General features: G+C 52.6%; 25 protein-coding genes, 1 tRNA gene and 1 pseudogene. 21 read left to right on the top strand and 6 right to left on the bottom strand.

From position 1 onward, the window contains the following. Positions 1 to 53 precede the first annotated feature (53 nt). Both E1162_RS07815 and E1162_RS07810 read left to right on the top strand, forming a co-directional pair. A tRNA-Arg gene (locus tag E1162_RS07815) sits at positions 54 to 130 on the top strand. A 129-nt stretch (positions 131 to 259) separates the two neighbouring features. Beyond that, a complete protein-coding gene (locus tag E1162_RS07810; RefSeq protein ID WP_155129030.1) occupies positions 260 to 838 on the top strand; it encodes a nitroreductase family protein in 579 nt (192 codons plus the stop codon). Between the two features lie 21 nt (positions 839 to 859). Here E1162_RS07810 and mog read toward each other — a convergent pair whose 3' ends face one another. Further along, positions 860 to 1384 (bottom strand): molybdopterin adenylyltransferase, encoded by a 525-nt coding sequence (gene mog / locus E1162_RS07805; protein WP_155129027.1) that lies wholly within the window; start codon positions 1382 to 1384, stop codon positions 860 to 862. 226 nt (positions 1385 to 1610) lie between these two features. Between mog and E1162_RS07800 the strand changes: the two genes are divergently transcribed. From E1162_RS07800 to E1162_RS07775, 6 genes are all read left to right on the top strand, one after another. Beyond that, complete coding sequence (locus E1162_RS07800; protein ID WP_155129024.1) at positions 1611 to 3227, top strand: glutamate synthase-related protein; 1617 nt, start codon at positions 1611 to 1613, stop codon at positions 3225 to 3227. Positions 3228 to 3235: 8 nt separating this feature from the next. Further along, positions 3236 to 3466: a hypothetical protein gene (locus tag E1162_RS07795; RefSeq protein WP_371311852.1), complete on the top strand. Its 231-nt coding sequence runs from the start codon at positions 3236 to 3238 to the stop codon at positions 3464 to 3466. A 153-nt stretch (positions 3467 to 3619) separates the two neighbouring features. Then, a complete protein-coding gene (locus E1162_RS07790; RefSeq protein ID WP_155129021.1) occupies positions 3620 to 4675 on the top strand; it encodes a Rieske (2Fe-2S) protein in 1056 nt (351 codons plus the stop codon). Between the two features lie 12 nt (positions 4676 to 4687). Beyond that, positions 4688 to 5458, top strand: coding sequence for a hypothetical protein (locus E1162_RS07785; protein WP_155129018.1), 771 nt, complete (start codon positions 4688 to 4690; stop codon positions 5456 to 5458). Positions 5459 to 5607: 149 nt separating this feature from the next. Then, a complete protein-coding gene (locus tag E1162_RS07780) occupies positions 5608 to 6153 on the top strand; it encodes a heme NO-binding domain-containing protein (RefSeq protein WP_155129015.1) in 546 nt (181 codons plus the stop codon). 9 nt (positions 6154 to 6162) lie between these two features. Beyond that, positions 6163 to 7530 carry an ATP-binding protein gene (locus tag E1162_RS07775; RefSeq protein WP_155129012.1) on the top strand — a complete coding sequence of 456 codons (1368 nt, stop codon included), beginning with the start codon at positions 6163 to 6165 and terminating at the stop codon, positions 7528 to 7530. A 108-nt stretch (positions 7531 to 7638) separates the two neighbouring features. On the opposite strand, the gene rirA is transcribed toward E1162_RS07775, so the two are convergent. The 3 genes from rirA to fabG form a co-directional block, all read right to left on the bottom strand. Further along, on the bottom strand, positions 7639 to 8106 hold the full coding sequence (gene rirA, locus E1162_RS07770) for an iron-responsive transcriptional regulator RirA (protein ID WP_155129344.1): 468 nt from the start codon (positions 8104 to 8106) through the stop codon (positions 7639 to 7641). 359 nt (positions 8107 to 8465) lie between these two features. After that, positions 8466 to 9671: an acetyl-CoA C-acetyltransferase gene (locus E1162_RS07765; protein WP_155129009.1), complete on the bottom strand. Its 1206-nt coding sequence runs from the start codon at positions 9669 to 9671 to the stop codon at positions 8466 to 8468. Positions 9672 to 9683: 12 nt separating this feature from the next. Beyond that, on the bottom strand, positions 9684 to 10418 hold the full coding sequence (fabG, locus tag E1162_RS07760) for a 3-oxoacyl-ACP reductase FabG (protein ID WP_155129006.1): 735 nt from the start codon (positions 10416 to 10418) through the stop codon (positions 9684 to 9686). Positions 10419 to 10687: 269 nt separating this feature from the next. On the opposite strand from fabG, the gene E1162_RS07755 reads away from it, so the two are divergent. From E1162_RS07755 to E1162_RS07720, 8 genes are all read left to right on the top strand, one after another. Next, positions 10688 to 11614, top strand: coding sequence for a LysR family transcriptional regulator (locus E1162_RS07755; protein ID WP_371311851.1), 927 nt, complete (start codon positions 10688 to 10690; stop codon positions 11612 to 11614). Positions 11615 to 11847: 233 nt separating this feature from the next. Next, positions 11848 to 13416, top strand: a complete 1569-nt coding sequence (locus E1162_RS07750) for an acyl CoA:acetate/3-ketoacid CoA transferase (protein WP_155129003.1) — start codon at positions 11848 to 11850, stop codon at positions 13414 to 13416. Between the two features lie 61 nt (positions 13417 to 13477). Then, the gene (locus E1162_RS07745) at positions 13478 to 13897 is read left to right on the top strand and encodes a MaoC family dehydratase (RefSeq protein WP_155129000.1); all 420 of its coding nucleotides are present in this window, start codon (positions 13478 to 13480) and stop codon (positions 13895 to 13897) included. A gap of 51 nt (positions 13898 to 13948) precedes the next feature. Next, entirely contained in the window at positions 13949 to 15151 is a 1203-nt protein-coding gene (gene fabV, locus E1162_RS07740; RefSeq protein ID WP_155128997.1) for an enoyl-ACP reductase FabV, read from the top strand. 195 nt (positions 15152 to 15346) lie between these two features. After that, positions 15347 to 16543: an MFS transporter gene (locus E1162_RS07735; RefSeq protein ID WP_155128994.1), complete on the top strand. Its 1197-nt coding sequence runs from the start codon at positions 15347 to 15349 to the stop codon at positions 16541 to 16543. Positions 16544 to 16554: 11 nt separating this feature from the next. Beyond that, a complete protein-coding gene (locus E1162_RS07730; protein WP_155128991.1) occupies positions 16555 to 17496 on the top strand; it encodes an alpha/beta hydrolase in 942 nt (313 codons plus the stop codon). Between the two features lie 207 nt (positions 17497 to 17703). Then, entirely contained in the window at positions 17704 to 18996 is a 1293-nt protein-coding gene (locus tag E1162_RS07725) for a sulfite oxidase (protein WP_155128988.1), read from the top strand. A gap of 60 nt (positions 18997 to 19056) precedes the next feature. After that, positions 19057 to 19446, top strand: coding sequence for an aldehyde dehydrogenase (locus E1162_RS07720; RefSeq protein ID WP_155128985.1), 390 nt, complete (start codon positions 19057 to 19059; stop codon positions 19444 to 19446). Between the two features lie 7 nt (positions 19447 to 19453). Here the strand turns inward: E1162_RS07720 and E1162_RS07715 are convergent, their stop codons facing one another. Together E1162_RS07715 and E1162_RS07710 are read right to left on the bottom strand one after the other, a co-directional pair. Beyond that, positions 19454 to 20209, bottom strand: coding sequence for an anti-sigma factor family protein (locus tag E1162_RS07715; protein ID WP_155128983.1), 756 nt, complete (start codon positions 20207 to 20209; stop codon positions 19454 to 19456). After that, positions 20206 to 20748, bottom strand: coding sequence for a sigma-70 family RNA polymerase sigma factor (locus E1162_RS07710; RefSeq protein WP_257098760.1), 543 nt, complete (start codon positions 20746 to 20748; stop codon positions 20206 to 20208). The genes E1162_RS07715 and E1162_RS07710 overlap by 4 nt, the downstream gene beginning before the upstream one ends. A 214-nt stretch (positions 20749 to 20962) precedes the next feature. Between E1162_RS07710 and E1162_RS07705 the strand changes: the two genes are divergently transcribed. The 5 genes and pseudogenes from E1162_RS07705 to E1162_RS19520 all read left to right on the top strand — a co-directional run. After that, on the top strand, positions 20963 to 21805 hold the full coding sequence (locus E1162_RS07705; protein WP_155128981.1) for a DUF4396 domain-containing protein: 843 nt from the start codon (positions 20963 to 20965) through the stop codon (positions 21803 to 21805). 225 nt (positions 21806 to 22030) lie between these two features. Beyond that, positions 22031 to 22720, top strand: coding sequence for a MotA/TolQ/ExbB proton channel family protein (locus E1162_RS07700; protein WP_155128979.1), 690 nt, complete (start codon positions 22031 to 22033; stop codon positions 22718 to 22720). Between the two features lie 6 nt (positions 22721 to 22726). Further along, complete coding sequence (locus E1162_RS07695) at positions 22727 to 23137, top strand: ExbD/TolR family protein (RefSeq protein ID WP_155128977.1); 411 nt, start codon at positions 22727 to 22729, stop codon at positions 23135 to 23137. After that, positions 23134 to 23520 carry an ExbD/TolR family protein gene (locus tag E1162_RS07690; protein WP_155128975.1) on the top strand — a complete coding sequence of 129 codons (387 nt, stop codon included), beginning with the start codon at positions 23134 to 23136 and terminating at the stop codon, positions 23518 to 23520. Before E1162_RS07695 ends, E1162_RS07690 begins: the two co-directional genes overlap by 4 nt. Next, a pseudogene (locus E1162_RS19520) lies at positions 23520 to 23952 on the top strand (hypothetical protein); the annotation flags it as partial. The gene E1162_RS07690 and the pseudogene E1162_RS19520, both read left to right, overlap by 1 nt.

The raw sequence follows: 23952 nt of genomic DNA, 5'->3' as shown, positions 1-23952 counted from the left end.
CCTCGTTCCAAGGGCGCAACGCCCAACGCCAAGAGGCGGCGCGAACAAGTGATGCACCGGTAGCTCAGCTGGATAGAGCACCAGACTACGAATCTGGGGGTCGGGAGTTCGAATCTTCCCCGGTGCGCCATTTTTCCCCAATAATGACTATGTGAAAGCGCCGTAAGGCGTTTTTTTGCGTTTTAGGCCAAGCGTTCCCTATAAACTTGATTTCGCAACAGGCATTTCTGCCGCTCTGGTTTATGTGCGAGGACGAAGCATGGCGCAATCTTTACAAACGCTTCTGGATTTTTTGGAGAGCCGTTACTCCGCTTCCTTGAAAAAAATGAGCGAGCCAGCGCCATCTCGCGAACAAATCATGCAGATGATTGCCGCAGCTGCTACCGCGCCAGATCACGGCCGGCTAAAACCTTTCCGCTTTATCTATATCGCCAAGGACAAAAGGGCAGATCTTGCTGATCTTTTTGAAGAGGCGCTGATTGACCGCTATCCCGATGCCTCGGCAGAGGATGTGGAGCGGGCAAGAGAAAAAGCCCATCGTGGCCCAGAGCTATTGGTGCTAGTCGCATCGATCAAGGATGAGCTGGAAACGGGCATTCCGGCCGATGAGCAGATCACAGCAGCAGGGGCTGCGCTTCAAAACTTCTTGCTTGCCGCGACAGCTATGGGCTTTGCCAGCCGTGTGACCAGCGGCCAGTCTGCTCGCTCTGCGCTTATGCATAGGGGCTTGAGCCTTGCAGCAAATGAGCGGTTTCTCTGCTTTATCTCTTTAGGAACGGATAGCCGGGGCCCTAAACCCCGCCAATTCGATGCCAGCGCTTTGCTCTCCGACTGGTGAGCAAAGCGCCACGTCCATTTATTATGCACCTTTCGGGCGGAACACCTTGATGACTTCCGGGTCAGTCTCGATACGGCCCGCGCCGATCAAATCAAGGCAGTAAGGTACTGCCGGGAACACAGCATCAAGGCACGTTTTAATCGCTGCAGGTTTGCCCGGTAGATTGATAATGAGCGAGCTTCCGCGAATACCAGCAGTCTGACGGGACAAAATAGCGGTTGGCACCTCTTCAAGGCTCACCTTACGCATCAGCTCTCCAAAACCCGGCAGTTCTTTTTCAATCACATCTGCCATTGCTTCCACTGTAAGGTCGCGTGGGGAAGGGCCTGTGCCTCCGGTGGTGAGAATAAGGTCCACTTTCTGATTATCGCACAGGTCCAGCAGCGTATCTCTTACGCTATCGATCCCGTCTGGGATGACGCAGCTCACTTTTTCCCATGGCGTAACAACAGCTTGTTCCATGTACGCCATAATGGCAGGGCCACTTTTATCCTCGTAAATACCTTGGCTTGCTCGATCAGAAATGGTTACCGATGCAATTTTCATGGGTGGGCTCCTGCAAAATACCTAGTCGCCCATTGTTGCTACGCTCTGATTGTCTTCTCAAGCGGCTGTGAACCCTGAGCCTTTCCGGTCCCCAAGTTTGTTGCGTTTCCCTACGCTTGCGTCAGTCGCAGTGAATGCTACTGGTATTTTCGGCAGTGTGTTTTGGGGACCTGACCCTCCTTCTTGAAGCAGTTAGCTTAGCGATGGAAATGGAGGTGCTGTTGGCATGAAAAAGTGCAAGGTTGCCGAGTTCGACCAGCTGGAAGACCGCGTTCCGGCCTATGCGTTGGTTGGAGAAGTTGACCTTGTCGTGGTGCGCTTTGACGACGAGCTTTCGGTTTTTTACGGCCGCTGCCTACATCGGGGGGCTTTGTTGTCAGACGGGTACGTACGCGGAAAAAACCTCATGTGCGGCCTTCACAATTGGGATTACCGTCTCGAAAGCGGTGTAAGTTCCTACAATAACGCCGAAGCTCTTCAAAAGTTCTCCCATTGGGTTGATGGGAACGATGTTCTTGTCGATGAAGACGAGATTGCTGATTGGGCTGCAAAGCACCCTCAGCCTTACCTTCGCAAAGCCTATCTGGGCCTTTATGCCGATATTCACGGTGGGCCGGAGGAACCCTTTAATCGGGACATAACAAGCCTTGCCAAAAGCGGTCTTAAACAAACTGGCCACCACGGGCCCATGGCTGCGATGGGCGTACCGCGTTCGCAGTTGCCTGATTGGGATGACATTCAGGTCCTAACCGCTCAGCTTCATAAACCTCCACTGCTTGACGACCATGAAGTCGGCACCGAAGTTGTAATTGGGCCCAATGCGCAAAAGCCACTTACCTTGAAGATCCCGCTGTTTGTCTCCGATATGAGCTTTGGTGCTTTGTCAGAGGTTGCAAAGGTAGCCCTTGCAAAAGGCGCAGAGGGCGCAGGGACCGGCATCTGCTCTGGCGAGGGCGGTATGCTACCGGAAGAGCAGGAAGCAAACTCCCGTTATTTCTATGAGTTAGCATCTGCACGCTTTGGCTTTTCATGGGACCTCCTCACCAAAGTACAAGCGTTTCATTTTAAGGGCGGGCAAGCTGCTAAAACCGGAACGGGTGGTCATTTGCCTGCAGCCAAGGTTACGGAAAAAATCGCTAAGGTGCGCCATCTCCAAGCGGGAGAGGATGCGATCTCGCCAGCTCGTTTTCCCGATATGACAACGCCAGAACAGTTCAGAGACTTTGCGGAAAAGGTGCGCGATAAAACCGGCGGCATTCCCGTAGGCTTCAAGCTTTCAGCCCAGCACATAGAAAGAGATATAGACACGGCTTTAGAGATCGGCGTGGACTATATCATTCTGGATGGACGAGGCGGCGGGACAGGAGCCGCGCCTCTCATCTTCCGCGATAATATCTCGGTAGCGACCATTCCAGCTCTGGCTCGCGCCCGCAGGCACTTAGACAACTGCAAGGCGAAAGGCGTGTCTCTTGTGGCAACAGGGGGGCTGCGAAAGCCAGAGGACTTTGTGAAGGCTTTGGCGCTAGGGGCAGATGCGGTTGCGCTCGCCAATGCGCCAATGCAGGCGATCGGCTGTATAGCCATGCGGGCGTGCCACACAAACAACTGTCCGGTTGGCGTTGCAACGCAAAAGGATCATCTGGTTGCTCGCCTTGACGTTTTGAAGTCGGCAGCGCGTTTGACGCGCTTCTTTGAAAGCAGTGTGGATCTGATGAAGGTGCTGGCGAGAGCCTGCGGACACAGCCATTTCAATCAGTTCAGCACGGATGATTTGACGACACTCAGCACGGAAATGTCTCGCCTATCCGGCGTTTCTTATGCTGGCGTTGAACAACGGTTATAGGAGGTGACGTGCTAGCTATAGAAGTCATCTACTACTGTCTTGTTGTCTACGGCGTAATGGGGCTGGCCGTTGCCCTTCTCTTCCTTGTGTTTGGCTTGGACAAGGTAGAAGAAGCCGCGCGAGGTGCCTATTTATTCAGGCTTCAGATAATTCCCGGCCTCGTTCTGCTCTGGCCTTTGGTTATCTATCATTGGCGCTCTGCTAGCCGTTCAATATCGGAGGATGCAGATGCAACGTAGGCACCGTCGAGCCCACCGCTATATCTGGCTTTGTCTAGCATTCATCATCCCCTTGCTGCTGCTTTTTTCGCAAATGGAAAGGGTAACGGGAACGATGGAAGAGCCAGCCGTACCGCTCGATGAACGGGCGAAAGCCATAGGGGAGAAGGCTGGATGAGCGTAAAGTACGTTCCCGTAATATGGAACAGAACCAAGTTTGCGTACGATGCCGTAGTGCTTGCCATGATAGGCACCTACCTTGGCCTATATCTCTATATCGCTCCTGCATTTCAAAGCGTAACGAAACCGATTGATGGGCACATCTATTGGGCGCAAGCTTTTGGCAGCTGCGTCTTTCTTCTGCTCACCGTCATACTTTGCGTAGGTCCGTTAGCGCGGCTGGATAAGCGGTTTCTGCCACTGCTTTATAATCGTCGCCATTTGGGCGTGATGACCTGCGTTCTGGCGCTCTTTCATGTGAGCTATGTTATTGATTGGTACTATGCCTTCTCTCCAATCAATAAGTACGCCGCAGTCCTATTCAGCAATACAAGTTACGCCGAGTTTCTTGGTTTTCCCTTTGAGATACTGGGGCTTTTCGCGCTTCTAATCCTTTTGGTTTTGGCCTGTACTAGCCACGATTTCTGGCTTCATTTCCTCGGTCCACCGACATGGAAAACCCTGCATATGGGCATCTACTTTGCCTATGCGCTGGTCGTTGGACATGTTGCCTTGGGGGCGCTGCAAGGAGCTGCAGGACCGCTTATGTCTACCGTTGTTGTTGGTTCAGTCGCTCTCGTTGTCTCTCTTCATCTCGTTGCAGCTCGGAAAGAGAAAGTTACAGACACAGACAGTCCGCCAGAGGATAAGGAGGATACTAAGTGGCTAGACTTGGGTGATCCGCTCTCCATACCGGATAAGCGCGCGCTCATTGTCTCCATCGATGAGAGCGAAAGAGTTGCCGTATTTCGCAACGGAACAAAAGTCTCGGCAATCTCAAATGTATGTGCCCACCAAAATGGCCCTCTAGGCGAGGGTAAAATCGTCTACGGCTGTGTGACCTGTCCTTGGCACGGTTATCAATACCGGTTGGAAGATGGCTGCTCACCACCGCCATTTAAAGAGAAGATTCCAACTTACAGATTGCGTTTGGAAAAGGGTCGCTTGCAGCTGAACCCGGAAGCGCTGCCTGCTGGTACCTATGTAGAACCCGTCCAACTATCAGGCTAGGGAGATCACGCCATGGCATTAAAGAGCGCCCAAGCCTTCTTTATCGGTTGGGCAAAAAAACCTCCCAAAGGGCTTCGTCCGTTTCTTTGGGCGATTTCGGCAGTACTTATCGGTGCGGCGGCTGGTGTGTCTTTCGGCTTGGGTGTCTCGGTGCCCGATCCAGGTAGTGGATCGTTCCAATGGGGTGCGGGCTATCAAGTGCTGGAAGGTGTTGTTGAATCAAAGCCTTACCCGGTTCTAAGGGTGAAGCCCGAGGCAGCTGGAGACACCGCGAAAACCATTTTACTATCCGGTGTAGGTAAGCGCGGTGTTCAAACTCGTGCGGATCCGTTGGATGGTCAGAACGTCAAAGTTGGCGGTGTTATGTTAGAGCGGGGTAGTATTTCGATGCTGCAGGTTGGTGGTAAAGTGCAGATCACGCCATTGGATAAACCGGCGGATAGTTACACGCCGCAAGCCGCTGAAGACCTCGGTAAATGGCGACTAACAGGAGAGATATGCGACGGTAAATGCTACAGCGGAGCTATGCGTCCCGGTATAGGTCTCGCCCATAAAGCCTGCGCAAACCTTTGTATTATAGGCGGTATTCCGCCGGTGTTCGTTACCACAGGAGCAGTTCAAGGCACCAACTTTTTCCTCCTGGCAGATCCCGCTGGTAATCCGGTTCCCGAAGCGATTTATGATGTGGTTGGCAGGCTAGTTACACTGGAAGGTAACGTAGAAAGGCGCGATGATCTGCTCGTATTCAAGGCTGATTTTGCAACGGTTAAATACAATTGGTAACAGCGGTGGCCTGCTGGTGTAACCCGCTCGTTCTTCCTTTAAGATCTCTAAATCGCCGTGCTTAAATCCAATGCTCCGATAAGTAAAAAACAAAGGTGAACTCTGTACACTCTTGATGAAGGCCTTGGATACGGCACGGAGTCGATGAGATGCTCGGGATCGTTTTTACCGAATTTATGGAGATGGTAGAGGATAACTTCTCTCCAGATGTAGCGGACGAAATCATGGAGGCTGTCGAAAGCGAGCTTCCAAGTGGCGGCGTCTATACTGCTGTTGGCGAATATGATCACGGCGAGATGCTCCTCCTTGTCACCAAGCTCAGTGAGCGAACGGACTTGCCCATCCCCGCACTGGTGGAAGCATTCGGAAAGCACTTGTTCCCTCGCTTCGTAGAGCGTTACCCTGTCTTCTTCGGCAGTGTTGATGATACCTTCAAATTCCTCTCCGGCATTGAAAACCACATCCATGTGGAAGTGAAAAAGCTCTATCCGCAGGCGGAGTTGCCGCGATTTGACTGCTATCAGCCGGACGAAAACACCCTTGTGATGGAATACTCGTCTTCCCGCCCTTTTTCTGCGCTAGCTCTGGGGCTTATTCGCGGTGCAATGGAGCACTTCGGTGACGAGATCAAGCTGACATCGGATACGGATGGCGGCACCGGAAACCATGCCAAATTCACTCTTGAGAGGATGTGATCACGGCAGATGGATATCAATCGCCTCGAAAGGCGCCTGGAGCGGGAAAAAAAAGCAAGAAAAGAAGCTGAACGGTTGCTGGAGGATAAGGCGAGAGAGCTTTATTTGGCCAACCAGACGCTTTCGCAAACCCTTGAGGCCCTTGAAGACCAAATTGATGACCGTACCAAAGAACTGCGTTTGGCAATGAACCAAGCGCAGCGGGCGAGTGTGGCGAAATCCGAGTTCCTCGCCACTATGAGCCATGAAATTCGCACGCCCCTTAACGGCGTTATCGGTGTATCGGAACTTATCCTCGAAACCGAGCTTGACACAAAACAGCGCCGTTACGCGCAAATGATCAATGATAGCTCGCAGGCGCTGCTTGAAATCATTAATGATATACTAGACTTCTCCAAGATCGAGGCCGGACAGATGCAGGTGCATGTGTCAACCTTCGACCTTACCGAACTGCTGGGCGCTGTGGTCAATATTAACTGGCACAGAGCCAATAGTAAGGGTGTGGAGCTTAAGGTAATTTACCCTGACGATGGCCCGCGCATGTTTATGAGCGACCAGTCAATGGTGCGCCAAATCCTCTCCAACCTTGTCGGTAACGCGGTTAAATTTACGGAAAAAGGTAGCGTAACCCTTGATGTCTCAATCAAGCCTGCGGGAAAACTTGCCTACGCGACAATTGCCGTGCGCGATACGGGAATTGGGATTCCTGAAGATCGTATCGAGAAAATATTCAAGCGATTTCAACAAATTGACAGCTCTGAAAGCCGTAAGTATGCGGGAACAGGACTTGGGCTGGCAATTACGAAGTCGCTGATCGAGCTTCTGAACGGAACCATTGAGGCGACCTCCAAGGAAGGAGAGGGTTCCTGTTTTACTGTTAAACTGCCGCTGTTCATCGCTGCTGATCAAAGTGCTCCAGCTAAAAAAGACGGCCTTTCTACGCACGAGAATAAGCGAGGGGTTAAGTATGCTGATCTCACGAGCCTCCTACCCGAAACCAGCTCGCTTTTGATTGCAGAGGATACGCCAACAAACCAAGAGGTCATCAAGGCTTTCTTGGATGGTTTGCCTATTGAAACAACCATAGTCGAAGATGGACTTGCCGCGCTGGAAACCTTTAAAAAACAGCGCTTTGACTTGGTGCTGATGGATGTGTCCATGCCGATTATGGGCGGCTATGAAGCCACGCGGGAAATTCGAGGCTTTGAAGCGGAAAGTAATAGCCAGCCGGTTCCGATAATCGCATTAACGGCCAACGCTACAGAGGAGCATAAGCGCCGCTGTCTGGAAGCTGGAATGGACGACTACTTGAGTAAACCCGTTACAAAGGCCAGTGTAACCGGCATGTTGGCGCGGTGGCTTGGCAAGCAGACATAGGCCGCGCAAACGGAGGCTGTATTAGGGAGATTTCGGCGCGCACCCTGCGCGCCACCCACGGGCCCCCCCCGCGCACCTGCGCGTTGTGGCCCAGCAATTTCTTAGGCTTTAGTGCGCAGCAACAGTCGCGCCGTTGTCTTCAAGATCGATCTGAAGCAAGTGGCGAATGGAGTGACGGTTCTCTGCAAGCTCTGCAATGGTGCAATCATCAAGCACAGCAAGAAAGGCCTGAAGGGCTTTGTGCAACACGCTGTTGAAGCCACAGTGATTGACGAGCGGACAATCCTGTCTGCCACTATCAAAGCACTCGGCGAGAATAAAGGCCTCTTCGGTCGCTCGTACTACCTCACCAACCGTAATCTGGTCAGCAGGGCGCGGTAGCATAATACCACCGTTGCGGCCACGAATGGTCTTCATCAAATCAGCATCAACAAGCACCTTCATAATTTTGAAGAGGTGCGTTTCAGACATGCCAAAGGAGGCTGCAACTTCGGCAACCTTGCTTGGTTTGTCAGGGTTCGCAGCACAATACATAAGGGTGCGAACGGCATAGTTTGTCTGTTGTGTCAGGCGCATACCCAAATTTATGCGACGGATAAGAAGCAGCGTCAATTAAAAATATGGCTTCTAAAGTCAGGATTAAATCTTCCCTTAGTTTAGAATGATTTAAAACTGTGCGTGACGTGTGTATGTATGCCGAGCGTTGCCTCCGTTAGGTCATTTTTTGTTCGAATCGACAAATTAGCCCGTTGGCGGTTGGCTTTTGCAAGCCGGTACCAGTGCTTGTGGCGGTGGTAAAGTGCAGCGAGCTGCCTCACAAATAAATGGATTGGTAAGCGGAATTGAAAACGTGATGCCCGCTGTTCTGTCGGGGAGCATGGCAGAGCGGACATCACGTTCTGGGTGACGCGAAAGGAGGTGGAGAGCCTTGCGCGTTATGCTTTCTTCAAGATGACAGCGGTGCCCATGCCGCCGCCGATGCAAAGGGAGGCGAGGCCGTACTGGCAGTTGTCGCGCTCCATGCCATAAAGCAGAGTGGTGAGGATACGTCCGCCGGAAGCCCCAAGAGGATGGCCAAGTGCGATAGCGCCGCCTGTCAGATTGGTCTTATCTTCAAACCAACCCATTGGCACTCCATGCTCTTCGCTAAGGCCTTTCATCACCGCAAGCGCTTGGGCGGCAAAGGCTTCGTTGAGTTCAAGGCGGTTCATCTCGTCAAGGCGAAGTCCAGCCTTTTGAAGGGCATTAGCGATAGCCGGAACAGGACCATAACCCATGATAGACGGGTCAACGCCTGCCTGTCCGTAGCTGACGATCTCGGCAAGAGGGGCAAGGCCGTGTTCGTTCACGTAGGCTTCACTGGCCAGAACCATCGCAACCGCGCCGTCGTTGATACCAGAGGCGTTGCCAGCAGTTACAGTGCCGTCAGGTTTGAATGCGGGGCGCAGCTTGGCCAAACCTTCCAAACTCGCATCTGCTCTTGGGTACTCGTCTCTAGCAAATACGAAGGTCTTGCGACGCACTTCTACCTCAACGGGGCAGATTTCCGCATCGAACATGCCGATGGCAACAGCGCTGGAGGCCCGTTGCTGACTGCGTAAAGCAAACGCGTCCTGCTCTTCTCGGGTAATGGCGAACTTCTGTGCAAGGTTCTCGGCGGTTATGCCCATGTGATAGTTGTTGAAGGCGTCGGTAAGACCGTCGTTGACCATTGTATCGACAAGGGTCTGGTTGCCCATTTTGTGGCCGCTTCGGCTGGTCCCGCTCAGTGTGAAAGGCGCTTGTGACATCGCCTCCATACCTGCAGCCACTACAACGTTGGCATCACCGGCCTTGATGTGGGCAGCCGCCTCCATAACGCTCTTCATACCGCTGCCGCAGATCATGTTCAGCGTGTAAGCGGGCACCTCTTGCGGGATGCCTGCGTAGATCGCAGCCTGACGACCCGGACCCATCCCTTGTGCTGCGCCTAGAACGTTGCCGACAATCACTTCATCAACGTGCTCTGGCACGATTACACTTTGTTCAAGAGCAGCCTTTATGGCCACCGCGCCAAGGCGAGCGGCAGGAACGGTGCTGAGAGAGCCAAGAAAACTACCAAGAGGCGTACGCTTGGCGCCGACGATAAATACTCGTGTCATGTCGCTCTCTCCTTAGATTACCAGTCCACCGTCGATTTTGAGCGTTTGCCCGGTGATGAAGCGTGAACGGTCACTGGCAAGGAAAAGAACGCCTTCTGCGATATCCTCGGCATCTCCCATGCGGCCAAGCGGTGTCTTGCTCTCCATATGAGCAATAACCTTTTCGGGAAGGTTGATTGTCATCGGTGTCTTGATGAAGCCCGGTGCAACGCAATTGGCGCGAACCTGCGCTCCTTTTCGGGAGAACTCCTTGGCCCAGCCCTTGGTCATAGCAATGACGCCGCCTTTTGTAGCTGCATAGTTGCTCTGCCCGATGTTGCCATCAGTGCCAACAACCGACGACATGGTGATGACAGAGCCCGAACCGCCTTCAATCATGGCTGGAGCGACGGCTTGGGTCATATTGAACACGCCCTTGAGGTTCACATTCACCACAGCGTCCCAATCATCTTCGCTCATTCGGTCCAGTAGATTATCGCGGGTAATGCCTGCGTTGTTCACCAGCACATCGATATGGCCGTACTGTTCTTTGATTTCAGCGATGAATGCAGCAACAGCCTTCCGGTCACAGACATTGAGTTCAACAGGCTGAACATTCTGGAACCGCTCGCGATAATCGGCCATGGACTGGGGGTTCATATCGCAGGCAAATACGACAAGCGCTTGCTGTTTGGCGAAGGTCTCTACAATGCACCGACCAATACCCTGTGCGCCACCTGTTACAATGCAGACTTTGTCCCTAAGCATAGTGATACCACCTTTTATTTTACGATCTGGGATCGCCATAGAAAACTGGCAGTAAACTTTGCACGAAACGCCGGTTTTGATTACAGACAGCTTCGCAAAACAGTAATGAGGAAATGGGACAGAGCTTTACTAGACGGTTTTTCTAGCGCTAGGTAAGGCCAATTCTGGCTCACGCGGGCAAAACCTCACGGGCGGTGGGGTGAAATGTAGATTACTTGGCTGAATACGCATAAAAGCGCACTGCTTTCAGCAGGTTAGGAGGGCATACTGTGGCAGTTAACGGGGTTGGTGGGGCCATGCTCGATAAGATTGTCTACTTTCTTTATGTTGTTCGCACGGGGTCATTTTCCGAGGCGGCGCGGGTCTATGGTATCTCCGCCAGTGCAGGCAGCAGATGGATTATCGAGCTTGAAGAGCAGCTAGGTGTCAGCCTCCTGCAACGCTCCACGCGAAAGGTTGTGGTGACAGAAGCAGGTCAGCGCCTCTACGAACGCTTCAACGATGTGAATGCCGAAATTGAAGATATCTTCACCGAGATCAAGAACCTCGGTAAGGAAGAGCGCGGCACCATTCGCATCGCGGCAACGCCATTGTTTGCCAGAAACTTCCTTGCCCAGATCGCAGGGGAATATCTGCTGGACCACCCTCATGTGAACTTCCGCATTCTGCAAACGGCGTATGACGTCGATATGCTGGAAGAGGTGGACTTCTTCGTCCGTGCCAACGCCACCTATCAAGGCTTTCAAGAGAAGGATAGCTTGCTGGTGCGCCGCCCACTGCTGCGCTATCCGCTGGTTGCCTGTTGCTCTCCTGAGTATGCAGAGCGTTACGGCGTGCCCCAATCTCCCGATGAACTGAGAAAGCATAACTGCCTGTTCGCGCATACGCTGGTTGGCGGTAACAAGTGGGTGTTCGAGTATGAAGGGGATTGCAGCGCTGTAGAGATCGCCCGAACCGTTGAAGTGGAAGACAGCGAGATCATCAAGTCCATCGCGCTGACCGGTGGCGGCATTGCCTATCTGCCTATCAGCATCTTGCAGGAAGAGTTGGCGGACGGACGATTGATCGCCATCTTGAGTGATTACATCGACGCGGAGTTCGAGTTTAACCTCTATTTCCGGCGCAGCAGACAAATGCCGCTCATGTGCACTAACTTCAAAGACTATCTTATCAAGAGAACCAGAGAGATCGGCTAACCCCTCTCTCTATTCAGACCTGACCGGCCTTTCTCAAGATACGGGAGAGGTGTGTCCTGTTGGATGCAAAAACCCCTAAATAATGAGGGGCTGAATTGTCCCATTTCTGCAATTCTCTTTTAGAGGATTGACTATTTTTTGCATCAAACAATCAATCTACACTTGCATCACTAAGAAATTCCGAAGCGCAAACGGAGCGGTTATTTGCTGAGGCGCTAACGAGAGGTCATACGATGCAAGTTAAAGTGTTGACTGCACCAGAGGCTGCAAACCTCATTCAAGACGAGGATAAGGTAATCCTTGGCGGGTTTATTGGAGCGGTGGTTCCTGAATCTATTGAAATAGCAATCCGCGATCGTTTTTTGAGCACAGGTCACCCAAAAAATCTGGAACTGTACTTCACCGCTGGGCAAGGTGACGGACAGGACCGCGCCAACAACCACTTGTCACGAGAAGGTTTGGTAAAGCTGGCTCTTGGCGGACACTGGGGTCTCATCCCGCGCCTTCAGGATCTTGCGAACCGTAACCTGATCGAAGCCTATAACTTCCCTCAAGGTGTTATTGCCCAGTTGATGCGTGACAGCGCAGCGGGAAAGCCCGGTACTCTGTCCCATGTCGGCCTTGGTACTTTTGTTGATCCGCGTCTGGAAGGCGGTAAGGTCAATGAAAAGACCCAGCAAGACCGCGTTAGCCTTATGGAAGTGGGCGGTAAGGAATACCTCTTCTACAAGCGTATCGATGCCAATGTAGCGCTGCTGCGCGGCACAACAGCCGACACCAACGGCAACGTAACCATGGAAGACGAATGCCTCTTCCTTGAAAACCTCGCCGCAGCCCAGCTTGTCACCAATATGGGCGGTACGGTCATCGTGCAGGTTAAGAAGCTTGTCGAGGCTGGTACCCTTGATCCGCAGCAGGTCCGCATTCCCGGCATTTTTGTTAATGCAATCGTCGTGGCGGATGAAGAAGGCGAAGAGCATATGCAAACCTTCGCTGAAGCCATGAACCACTCTTACTGCGGCCGCGGTGAGCGCAAATCAAAAGAAGCTGGCCCACGTCCGCTGGACGCCAAGAAGGTCATCGCTCGCCGCGCCGCACTCGAACTACGCAGTGGTGCTGTTTTGAACTACGGCATCGGCGTACCGGAGGTGATTGCAGAGGTTACCGATGAAGAGGGCGTCACCGACCAGATGGTCGCGACAGTGGAACCGGGCGCTATTGGCGGCACGCCAGCGGGCGGCCTCAGCTTTGGCGCATCGGCGTTTCCAGAAGCAATCATCACACAAGATCAGATGTTCGACTTCTACGACGGCGGCGGATTGGATCAGGCGTTCCTTGGTCTTGCCGAGTGTGATGCCAATGGCGATCTGAACGTCTCCCGTTTCGGTCCAAAGATCGCCGGATGCGGTGGCTTCATCAACATCACGCAAAACGCCAAGGAAGTGTTTTTCTGCGGTACGTTCACCGCCGCCGGACTGGATGTGGCAACAGAAAATGGCAAGCTGGTTATCTTGAAAGAGGGCAAGATCAAAAAGTTCCTCGAAAAAGTGCAGCAAGTCACCTTCTCCGCCAATCAAGCTCGCAAGAACGTTAAGCCGGTCAAATACATAACAGAACGTGCCGTCTTTGAACTGGGCGAAGATACGCTTGAACTGGTGGAAATCGCCCCCGGCGTCGATCTGGAGCGGGATGTACTGCAACAGATGGACTTTACTCCGCGCGTTAGCCCGCATTTGGAAGAAATGGACCCCCGCCTGTTTCTTGAGGAGCCAATGGGGCTGGCGCTGCGGGGTGCCGAATAATCCTGCCGGAGGCGCTGTTCTGGCGCCTCAGCAACCTGCCTAGCATTACACGAGTGTTATCATGAGTTATACACTGGACCAGCTCTTCATAGGGCAACAAGCGTCTTTCGAAAAGACAATCTGCGAGGCCGATATCCTGATGTTCTGCGGTATTACCGGAGACGTAAACCCGGTTCACATTAGTGAGGTCGCGGCTAAAGAAAGCATTTTCGGCAAGCGTGTAGCACACGGCATTCTGGTTAGCGGGCTGACTTCGTCGGTCCTTGGAATGCAGCTGCCCGGACCAGGTACTATCTACCTGTCTCAGGAAATGCGCTTCAAAGCCCCTGTCTTTATCGGCGATACAATTCGAGCTGAAGTGGAGGTTATTGAAATCAATAGGGATAAGAAAATAGCCAAACTTCGCACTGTGTCTTTCAACCAGAACGGCGCAGCCGTTATTGAAGGCGTGGCAACCGTAAGACCACCCCTTGCCGCCTAACCAAAAACAAACAAAACCCTCAACGTTCACTGCCAAACCCCAGAGACTGCTATGATTATCCAACCCGTCATCAAAGGGCAGGTTGCCAAGACCTGTCATCCCGTCGGCTGCCGTGAGGCTGTTCTCGACCAGATCAACTATGTGCGTAACGCGCAGCAAATCAAAGAAGGCCCAAAGAAGGTTCTCGTGCTTGGTTCCTCCTCTGGCTTTGGTCTTGCCTCGCGCGTCTCGCTCGCCTTTGGCGGTGCACGCGCAGATACCATCGGCGTTGCCTTCGAGCGAGGACCAAACGAGAAGGGTATTGGCTCTGCGGGCTGGTATAACTCCCTTACGTTCCGCGAAGAGGCAGAAAAAGAAGGCTTGATCGCCAAGAACTTTATTGGCGATGCCTTCTCTCCTGACATGCGCCGTCAGGTTGTCGAGTACATCAAAAACGAATTCGGTGGCTCGGTTGATCTCGTTATCTACTCGCTGGCAACTGGTGTTCGCCCAGATCCGAAAACCGGCGAGATGATCCGTTCATCTCTCAAGACAGTCGGCTCTCCGCTTACCGGCTACACCGTGAATCTGGAAACTGATGCGTTGGAAGAAGGCGTTCTGGATTGCGCATCGGAGCAGGAAATTGAAGACACCGTTCGCGTTATGGGTGGTGAAGACTGGGCTGAATGGATAGAGTTTCTGAGCGATAATGGCGTTCTTGCCAATGGCTGCCAGACTTTCGCCTATTCCTATATCGGTTCTGACATCACCTACCGCATCTATCATGAGGGCACGCTTGGGCGCGCCAAAAAGCATCTGCACAGCACCGCCGATGTTTTGAATGAGAAGATGGCGGAGATCGGCGGCACAGCCCATGTGGCAGTGTGTAAAGCGCTGGTGACCAAGGCCAGTGTGTTCATTCCGGCAATGTCGCCATACATCCTCGCTCTGTTCCGTGTGATGAAAGAGATGGGCATTCACGAAGGCTGTATTGAGCAGATGCAAAGGCTCTTCTCGCACTGCGTCTATTCCGGTTCTGGACACATCTGTACAGATGAAGACCGCCTCATCCGTGTCGATGACTGGGAGCTGCGCGCCGACGTTCAGGAGAAGGTACGAAAACTGCTGGATGGCATGGATGGAGCCAACTTCATGCAGGTCGGTGACTACGAGGGGTACAAGAAGGACTTCCTCAATCTGAATGGGTTCTCTCTTGAGAAAGTGAACTATTCAGAGCCGGTTGATATGAATAGGTATGTAAGTATAAATCCGTAAATAGTGCGTATAAAGTAAAATGTGGGCCTCGCTATAGTAGCGGGGCCTTTTTTTAGGTTTTGCTGTAGATCAATTCATGTCCTTTATTCGTTTTCAACAATAAACCTTCCTGAAATCGGGAAAATGGAATCTTAAAAATCGATATATGCTTCTTCCCATGCTTGATTAACCAACTGGGAACAGGGAGGTTGCCCAATGAAAAAGAACATAATCGAGTTCGTGATCTTTACGACGTATGCGCTCTTCGCAATGTCGTGGGTTGCTGGCAACATGATGACAAAGGACATCATGGCCTTCTATCAAATCGAAGGCGTTGCCGCAGCTACCTGGATGACCAACGCAATCACTATTGCAAAAATCATCGGTAACCTGATCGCTGCATGGTTCCTCACAAAACTTGGCCCTAAAAAAGCTTTTGCATTTGCCTCTGCTTTGATCGTGGCCGGCGCGTTAGGCGCTTTCGCTTCTACCTACCCAATGTACGTCTTCACCCGCCTTGTTCTCGGTTTTGGTGGTGCATTCGTCATCGTGTACTTCAACCCAATCGTGGTGAACTACTTCACTCCAGAAGAACGCCCGCTTGTTAACGGCCTTAACGCTGCGGCTTTCAACACTGGTAACCTGCTTGCTATCCTGTTCACCGGTTCCCTTATTTCCTATTTCGAAACCTGGCAGAACGTTGTTCTAGCAATCTCTATCGTCAGCTTCATCGTCCTCATTGTTTGGTGGATGATTTCTGAAGACTTCGAGCTGTCCGGCGCGAAGTCCGGTCAGGCCCCACAAAAAGCCTACACCTTCTCTGATGGTGTGAAGGAATCCGTAAACTGGTGGCTCCCTATCGCATACTCCGGCGTTCTGTTCTGCTACATCGCAGTGTTCGCTCTCTTCCCGATGATCCCGACCTTCGCAGTTGAAGCCAAGTACCTGTCTTCCATCATGATCGGTGCAGGTATGGTTGGTACGATCGTAGGTATCATGGTCGCCAAGAAGTACCCGATGCGCGTTCCTGTGATCCGTTGGTGTGGCGTTGCAATGACTGCTTTCGCAGCGATCATGATCACCACCCAGAACCCGATGCTGGCAACTGTCTCTGCATTCCTCGCTGGCTTCTTCATGTTCGTTCCAATGACCGCACTGGTAACCCTGCCTCAGGAACTGCCAGGCATGAACCCGGGCCGCGTGACCGTTGTATTCGCGATGTTCTGGTCCGTTTCCTACATCATCGAGACCATCCTTATGTACTTCGCTGGCGTGCTGGCTGACCAGACGGGTAACATTGCAATTGCTGCAACTTTTGCGGTAGCTTGCTCTTCCACACTGTTCATCGCTTCGTTCTTCCTGCCAGAAACCGGCAAACCAAAAATTGTAGCTGCAGAACCTGCTAAAGCTTAAGGAACAAGAAAATGCGTCAAGTAAGTCCAAAACTCGTCCCGTTCCTCGAACAGTTCAACGCCACAGTCGCAAAGATGCTTGAAGCCGGGTTCGCGCCAAACGCTACCAACGCCCGCGAAGGCCTCGCAAATCTCACCAAAGGCTTTGTGACAGAGCCAAGAGAAGTCGCGATTGTGCAGGATGATCTGGCTTTTGCAGAAGGCTACAATGTACCGGTTCGCATCTATAACCCGGCACCGGAAAAAGAATTGCCAGTACTGATCTACTATCACGGTGGTGGTCACATGGCAGGCAGCGTAACAGTGTACGATCCGATTTGCCGCCGCATGGCTCTGGCAACCCAGCACATTGTTGTTGCACCGGAATATCGCCTTGCACCTGAAAATCCGTATCCTGCGGGTGAAGAAGACGCCTACGCTGTTCTTCTGGGTGTATGGGATACGCTGAACCGCCGCGAAATGAAGTACAAGAAAGAGCTTTCTATCGCAGGCGACTCTGCCGGTGGCGCTCTGTGTACGGCAGTTGCCTCTCGCGCTCAGTATGACTTCAACCTGCATATCAAAAAGCAGGCGATCATCTATCCATGCGTGGACTACACCATGACAGTGAGCGAGAAGTCCTATCACGAAAACGCGGTTGGCTACCTGCTGCACACGGCAAAATGCGCTTGGTACTTTGACAATTACATCAAGCGCGGTGCGTGCCGCAAAGATGCATCGCCTTACTTCAAAGACTTCACCGACGGTCTACCGGAAACGCTGGTGATTACAGCAGAGTTCTGCCCACTGCGTGACGAAGGCAAACTCTACTACGAGAAGGTCAAGGAAGCGGGCGTTCGTGCAGAGCATATGCACTTTGATGACATGCCGCATACCTTCATGAACCTTGAAAACCTTGTGAAAGAGGAATGCGAGCAGGTCTACGCCCGCTTTGCAGAGTTCTTGAATAGCTAATCTACTGCAAATTGAGAGAACCAATAGCGGGGCTTCGGTCCCGCTTTTTTGTGCCCAAACTCACGCTTAGCAGCCACTGCATTAGCCCCAACGAGACGGTGCCTCTCCTTCGCACCGCAGCCATCACAGAAAAATGTGTACCCCTAGGGAATAAACCTAGCCTCCCGTTCGTTATTCAAAGTCAGATTGACTTGGGAGGAGATAAGTTTGGCTCAAGACGACAAGCAAAAGACGCTATCCAGCTTCTTTTCTGAGGATCCAGAAAAGGCTGATCGCCAGTTTTTTGGCCGTGTTACACACACGGACAGAAGGGGCTTCCTGAAAGGAGCTGGCCTGACAACCATGGGCGCAATGGTTGGCATGAGCATTCCATTCCACCGCAATATGCCTCAGGGCTTTATTCCAGCAGCGATGGCGAGTGAAGATGTATTGGTCGGTAAGGACGGACTGACCCTGCTCAACGACCGGCCTATCAACGCAGAGACGCCAGCTCACTTGCTGGATGATCCGATTACTCCGGTAAGCCGTCACTTCATTCGCAACAATGGCATTCCGCCAGAAGAAGTTGATGTTGCCAACTGGACGCTGACCGTTGACGGATTGGTCGACAATCCGATGACCCTTTCCATCGCCGACCTCAAAGACCAGTTCGAGGTGGTGACAATGGCGCTGGTAATTGAATGCGGCGGTAACGGCCGTGCCTTCTTTAATCCGCCAGCAAAGGGTAACCAGTGGACCAACGGTGCAGTAGCCTGTTCTAACTGGACCGGTGTTCGTCTGAAAGACGTTCTGGAAAAAGCAGGCGTTCAGGCCAACGCTATCTACACCGCACATGAAGGCGCAGATGCGCACCTTTCCGGTGATCCGGAAAAGATGCCGATTTCCCGCGGTATGCCGATTGAAAAAGCAATGACCGATAACGTGCTCATCGCTTTTGAAATGAACGGCGAGCCGATCCATAAGCAGAACGGTGCTCCGCTTCGTCTTGTTGTTCCGGGTTGGCCGGGGTCGCTCTCCCACAAGTGGCTCAAGCGCATCTACCTGCGCGACATCGTCCATGACGGTCCAAAGATGACCGGTAAAGCCTATCGTGTACCTAACCGTCCGGTAGAGCCGGGTGAGAAGGTTGAGACGAAGGACTTTGAGATCATCGAACGTATGCCGGTTAAGTCCATCATCACGTTCCCTGAAAACGGTGCTGCATCGGGCGAAACCGTCGAAGTGCGCGGGCATGCATGGTCTGGCGATCGCTCCATCGAGGATCTGGAAGTTTCCATCGACTTTGGCGCGACATGGCAAAAGGCAGAGCTGGACGCTCCGGTGAACTCCGGTGCTTGGCAGAACTGGCGCACAAACGTGACCTTCCCTCAGAAGGGCTACTATGAAGTTTGGGCGCGTGCCACCGACAGCGCAGGCGAAATGCAGCCATTCGCTATCGACTGGAACCCGAAAGGCTACCTCAACAACACCATGCACCGCGTTGCGGTTCGGGTTAGCTAATCAATTAAAGAGAGGCGGTCTCCTCCGCCTCTTCTTTCCCCAAAATTGACGGAGAACTTTATGGGTAGGTGGTTTGATACCAGTTCCTACAGACGGACATTTTTTGCTTGCGTGACGGTTTTGACCGGTGCCGGCGTACTCATGGCTGGCGGCAACGGGTTTAACCGTGCACAAGCCGACACCTCTTCAACAGATGCTGAGGAAGAGGAATACGAATTTGGACTACTGGTTGATGCACCGGGCGTTGAAGACACCTTTTATGCTTGCTCTTCCTGCCATTCCGAGCGGATCATCGCACAGCAGGGCCTTACAAGGTCAGATTGGGATGAGCTGATCGACTGGATGATCGAAGATCAAGGCATGTATGAGCTGGACGACGAGGAACGCACAATCATCCTCGACTATCTGGCGGCGAACTATAATACCGACAGGCCAAACTTCCCGAACTAAATCAAGATCAAGCGCACGGACCACCAGCGTTCGTGCGCTGCTTCATAGCAACGCGGTACGGATCAGTTCCGCCAAGCAAGCGGGACTGTACCAGAGCAAAGTCCGCAATCGCTGCAAAACGTAGCCCATCCATACCCTTAGAAACCAACGTAAAATGAATGTCGTTGGTGGTCCATTGGCGGATCATATAGTCCCGCTGTTCAAGCGGTTCTTCGTTGGTCTGCGCGATGAGCGTTAAACGGCATCCACGCTCCCCCCGATAATGCAATGCCACTTGGCCGTAGGCTTCGCCTCGTGGAAAGACCACATCAACAAGTGTAAGCCGCGCAGGCGTCAGGTCTGGCACACTAAGAAAGCCAGCGGAAACAGCCGTTGCCGTTGGTGTGCCGCCTTGCTGCAAAACATACTCTTCTTTCGAAAGGCTGTCGTGCAAGGCGATGGTGCTAAGCGGATGGCTCTTCTGGGAGAAGGTTAGAACGCCGTAGAGAGCAATAACCGCAACACAAAGCGCAGCTGCAATTGGCGCGATAAACCCTAGTCCACTGTCTGCATGTACGCCGTTGTCGTTGTCCGCACTCGCCTCTGCCTCCGGCAAAGGGGCAGGGCGCAGGGCTTTCATGGCCGTTTTGTATTGCTGCATACTCGCCAGCTCCGCCTGTAATTCAGGGGAGTTCGCAACGCGGGCTTCAAAGCGTTTGATTTCGTCGAGGGTCAGTTCGCCGTCCACATACGCGCACAGCTCCATCCAGTCTTGTTCAGTCACAGGTAGAGTTTTTCCTTGCCGGTTTTTGCTTCTTCTTCGGTCGCTTGTAATGGGTTGACCAGCTCAAGCAAAGCTTTGCGGGCGCGGCTGATCCGGCTCATAATCGTGCCGGTGGGTACTTCAATAATCGCTGCCGCTTCTGCGTATTTCATTCCCATTATGTCCACCAGAAACAAGACTTCCCGTTCTTGAGAGGAAAGCTGCTCGAAAGCGGTTCTTAGCAGCACCGTCTCTTCGGCCTTGCTTCCCGTTTCAACCAGTCCCTCTGATAAACGTACGGCGGTTGCGGAATATTCCAGCCGGACCTTCTGTTTCCGCTTTTCATCGATGTAAAGGTTGCGAATGACGCGAAAAAGCCAAGGGCGCAGTTCATCAAGGGCTTGCGGGCATTGGGCTGCATTTGCCGAGCGCTCGATAGCATCGCTGACGAGATCCTCCGCCTCCTCTGGATTGGAGGCGACAGAGCGCGCATAGGCCCGCAGCTCCGGCATCAATTTGACGACGCCTCGCCAATAACTCATGGATGCAATCCCTCCCAACGCAACCACCTTTACCGTAATATGTGAAACTGCGTAATTGCAAGGTGTTAGAAGGGAGAAAATGGCAAATAGCCTGCTACTTCATGATTATTTGAAGGCGCGTTTTCCATATCCAGAACTTGCCTTAGTTTCCCTTTAGGGAACCTGTTAGACTTAAAATGAGTTGAACCGTGATCTGCGAATAAAAACAATAAATAGAACAGGGGACCAACCCATGTTGGATAGTTTGGCTGTACTAACCATTTTACTCGGCGTAGCCAGCAGCTTGTACATTCTCATCGACCAGCGAGACCGCCCGCCGCCAATGATGGCGATTATGAAGTGGGTTTGGCCAATCAATGCCTTATGGGCAGGGCCTCTGGTTATTTGGGCCTACAAGACCCTTGGCACCGGAGGGATGCCGAAAATTGATCGCCACGCACCTCATCAGGACCATTCATCCATGCAGGGAATGGATATGTCCTCCATGGACATGGATGATGACTGCAAAATGAGCGGTATGGAGGGCATGAAACCCGGTCAGTCCATGGACGACATGGAAGGCATGGGTGACATGAAGGGTATGTCTGGCATGAAGGGCATGGAAGGCATGCACATGTCAGGGCACAAAAGGCCCTTCTGGCAGAGCATTGTCGCCGGAACTATGCATTGTGGCGCTGGCTGCTCGCTGGCGGATATGATCGGCCCTTGGCTGTTCTTTCTCTTCATCCCGTTCACATTCCTCGGCAGTTACGTGTTTGGTGAATGGGTGCTCGATTATGTTCTGGCGCTTGCAATTGGTGTTTGGTTCCAGCGTGGCGGCTTGCTGGGAATGGTGCCTGAAACCGGCGTTGCCCTTCTTTGGCGTGCGCTCAAGATCGACTTCTTCTCGCTCACCGCATGGCAGGTTGGTATGTACGGCTGGATGGCTATCGCAATTTTCGGCCTTGTTGGTCCTATGACACCTCTTGAGCCGCGCTTCTGGCTGATGATGCAGATCGCGATGTTCTGCGGTTTCCTGACCGCCTATCCGATGAACTGGTTCCTCGTCAAAAAAGGCGTCAAAAAAGCCATGTAGCCACTTCGATCGAAGGGGAGACGGCAGCGAGAAGTTGTCTCCCTTCCGTGCAGTTTTGCACTCTTTCCAGTATTATCATCTACAAAATATGGCTGAAAACTGCGGGTTTAGCTAGGGATAGTACTTAAATATGAGTATAAGCGTCATATTTAAGTTGCGAATGAATGGCGTTTGCATATAGCGTTCGGGCATAGTGCTGTTCATACAACCCGAGCCGAAATTGTTATGCCCGCGGAAATCGTCAATACCGAGCTGCTAAACCACGTATCTTTGATTTTGAAGCCACTCGCCGAGTTCGTCGAGATGGGCGGAGCTGTGGTTGCCATCCTGTTGGGACTGAGCGTCATTTCACTCACGCTTATTCTCGCAAAGGCGATGGAGTTTATGCTGAGCGGTGTTGGGCGCGGGCGCAAAAGTGCGATGGCAGCAGATCTATGGACCGCCGGAAAAGCCAAAGCCGCTATTTCGTTTGCCGCCCATCATCGTTCACCGGTTTCCAAAGTGCTTTCATTTACCTTGCAGGAATTGGCAGATGGTGAGCGCGAGTTGGAAACGCTTAAAGAAGATATCGAACGCGTTGCCAGCGAGCATATTTCAAAGCTGCGCCGTAACCTGCGCGGGCTGGAGGTGATTGCACAGATCGCCCCGCTTCTTGGGCTTTTCGGCACTGTTCTGGGTATGATTACTGCGTTTCAGGCGATGGCTGATGCAGGGGCGCAGGTAAACCCCGCAGACCTTGCAAACGGCATTTGGGTCGCGCTGCTCACAACCGCCGCAGGTCTGGCTGTCGCAATTCCGACGTCGATCACTTTGGCCTTCTTCGAAAGCCGCGTGGAGCGTGAACAGGTCGCGATGGAGCAGCTCGTGACGCGCGTCGTTACTGCAAATCCGCAGCGTAGTCCTCTTCCAGCCTAGCCATTGATGATGAAGCTAAACCGCAGGCATAGAAGAGGAGCAGTTGTTTCTCTCACGTCGTTGATCGACGTGATTTTCTTGCTGCTGATGTTTTTCATGCTGAGTTCTTCTTTTGCCAAGTATCAGCGTATCGACCTTGCTGGCGCGGCTCCTTCCCAAACTGCCGCTCAGCGTGAGGCGCTTCTTATTGCTGTAGCGCCAACGGGCGATCTCCTCATCGACGGGAGTTTAATGTCCCTCGCGGTTCTGCCTGCATACCTCCATGCATTGCCTAAAGATCCTCTGCCTATCTTGGCCGTAAAGCCGCAAGCAGGGGCATCTGTGCAGCAGCTTGTTGATGTTCTTGAGGCGATTGAAAGCGTGGGGCTGGACGCGACGCTAGTGGCGTCTGGAGATGCAGGAGCAATGTCACGATGAAGTTTCAACGTCGCTCCAACAAGAACCAGATCGACAGCACTATTGCGCTGATTAATATCGTGTTTTTGATGTTGGTCTTCTTCATGGTTGCAGGCACCATCGAGACCACGAGTCTTCGCGATATTGCATTGCCGGAGAGCCCTGCGACTAGGGAGAAGCAAGCACTAGAAAACGCGCTGCTGATCAAAGATAGCGGCGACATCTTCAAGGGAAAACAGCTCTACAACGAACACACTGTTCCGCTGGAAACCCAAGACGATCTGCCGATTTACCTGGTGGTTGATAAAGCTCTGTCTGGAGTGCGGCTTACCGAGATCCTTCAGGTACTGAAAGAACGCGGCGCAGAAGAGATCAAGCTTCTGGTTCAGCGGAGGGCGAGCTGATGCGGCGCCAATATCTTTATGATATCGCCCCCGTTTTCATCGGCCTTGCATTGTCGATGGGGCTTCACGGTGCGCTCTTCGCTTCATGGCCGGAGCCGGAAGATAAGCCGATGACAGTTGGCGCTGATGCTATGACTGTAGCCGTGGCTGGTTCACTAGAAGACTTGATCGCTGGCGACACCGAGACCGTTCTGCCAGAGCCTCAGGAACAGCCGCGAGAAGATAAGCTGGTTGAGGACGAACCCGTCGTAAAAGTGGAGCCAGAACCCTTCGATGAGCCAGTTCAGAAAGAGGTAGTCGATAAACTGGAAACTCCAATAACGGAACTCCCAGTGGTGCCAGTAGCAGTCCCACCGGAAACTCCGCCTCCCCTTGAATTCCTGACAGATCTGCAATCAGAATTGGAAGTGCAAAAGGCTCCAGAAACACCTG

This window comes from Pseudovibrio flavus, from assembly GCF_009711345.1.
Taxonomy (GTDB): domain Bacteria; phylum Pseudomonadota; class Alphaproteobacteria; order Rhizobiales; family Stappiaceae; genus Pseudovibrio; species Pseudovibrio flavus.
Note: the sequence above shows the minus strand (reverse complement) of the source record. Positions and strands in the feature narration are given on the sequence as shown.

Bases quoted from the DNA above. Each gene is read 5' to 3' on its own strand.
- E1162_RS07810 (WP_155129030.1), top strand. From the start codon at position 260: ATGGCGCAATCTTTACAAACGCTTCTGGATTTTTTGGAGAGCCGTTAC.
- mog (WP_155129027.1), bottom strand. From the start codon at position 1,384: ATGAAAATTGCATCGGTAACCATTTCTGATCGAGCAAGCCAAGGTATT.
- E1162_RS07800 (WP_155129024.1), top strand. From the start codon at position 1,611: ATGAAAAAGTGCAAGGTTGCCGAGTTCGACCAGCTGGAAGACCGCGTT.
- E1162_RS07790 (WP_155129021.1), top strand. From the start codon at position 3,620: ATGAGCGTAAAGTACGTTCCCGTAATATGGAACAGAACCAAGTTTGCG.
- E1162_RS07785 (WP_155129018.1), top strand. From the start codon at position 4,688: ATGGCATTAAAGAGCGCCCAAGCCTTCTTTATCGGTTGGGCAAAAAAA.
- E1162_RS07780 (WP_155129015.1), top strand. From the start codon at position 5,608: ATGCTCGGGATCGTTTTTACCGAATTTATGGAGATGGTAGAGGATAAC.
- E1162_RS07775 (WP_155129012.1), top strand. From the start codon at position 6,163: ATGGATATCAATCGCCTCGAAAGGCGCCTGGAGCGGGAAAAAAAAGCA.
- rirA (WP_155129344.1), bottom strand. From the start codon at position 8,106: ATGCGCCTGACACAACAGACAAACTATGCCGTTCGCACCCTTATGTAT.
- E1162_RS07765 (WP_155129009.1), bottom strand. From the start codon at position 9,671: ATGACACGAGTATTTATCGTCGGCGCCAAGCGTACGCCTCTTGGTAGT.
- fabG (WP_155129006.1), bottom strand. From the start codon at position 10,418: ATGCTTAGGGACAAAGTCTGCATTGTAACAGGTGGCGCACAGGGTATT.
- E1162_RS07750 (WP_155129003.1), top strand. From the start codon at position 11,848: ATGCAAGTTAAAGTGTTGACTGCACCAGAGGCTGCAAACCTCATTCAA.
- E1162_RS07745 (WP_155129000.1), top strand. From the start codon at position 13,478: ATGAGTTATACACTGGACCAGCTCTTCATAGGGCAACAAGCGTCTTTC.
- fabV (WP_155128997.1), top strand. From the start codon at position 13,949: ATGATTATCCAACCCGTCATCAAAGGGCAGGTTGCCAAGACCTGTCAT.
- E1162_RS07735 (WP_155128994.1), top strand. From the start codon at position 15,347: ATGAAAAAGAACATAATCGAGTTCGTGATCTTTACGACGTATGCGCTC.
- E1162_RS07730 (WP_155128991.1), top strand. From the start codon at position 16,555: ATGCGTCAAGTAAGTCCAAAACTCGTCCCGTTCCTCGAACAGTTCAAC.
- E1162_RS07720 (WP_155128985.1), top strand. From the start codon at position 19,057: ATGGGTAGGTGGTTTGATACCAGTTCCTACAGACGGACATTTTTTGCT.
- E1162_RS07705 (WP_155128981.1), top strand. From the start codon at position 20,963: ATGTTGGATAGTTTGGCTGTACTAACCATTTTACTCGGCGTAGCCAGC.
- E1162_RS07700 (WP_155128979.1), top strand. From the start codon at position 22,031: ATGCCCGCGGAAATCGTCAATACCGAGCTGCTAAACCACGTATCTTTG.
- E1162_RS07695 (WP_155128977.1), top strand. From the start codon at position 22,727: ATGATGAAGCTAAACCGCAGGCATAGAAGAGGAGCAGTTGTTTCTCTC.
- E1162_RS07690 (WP_155128975.1), top strand. From the start codon at position 23,134: ATGAAGTTTCAACGTCGCTCCAACAAGAACCAGATCGACAGCACTATT.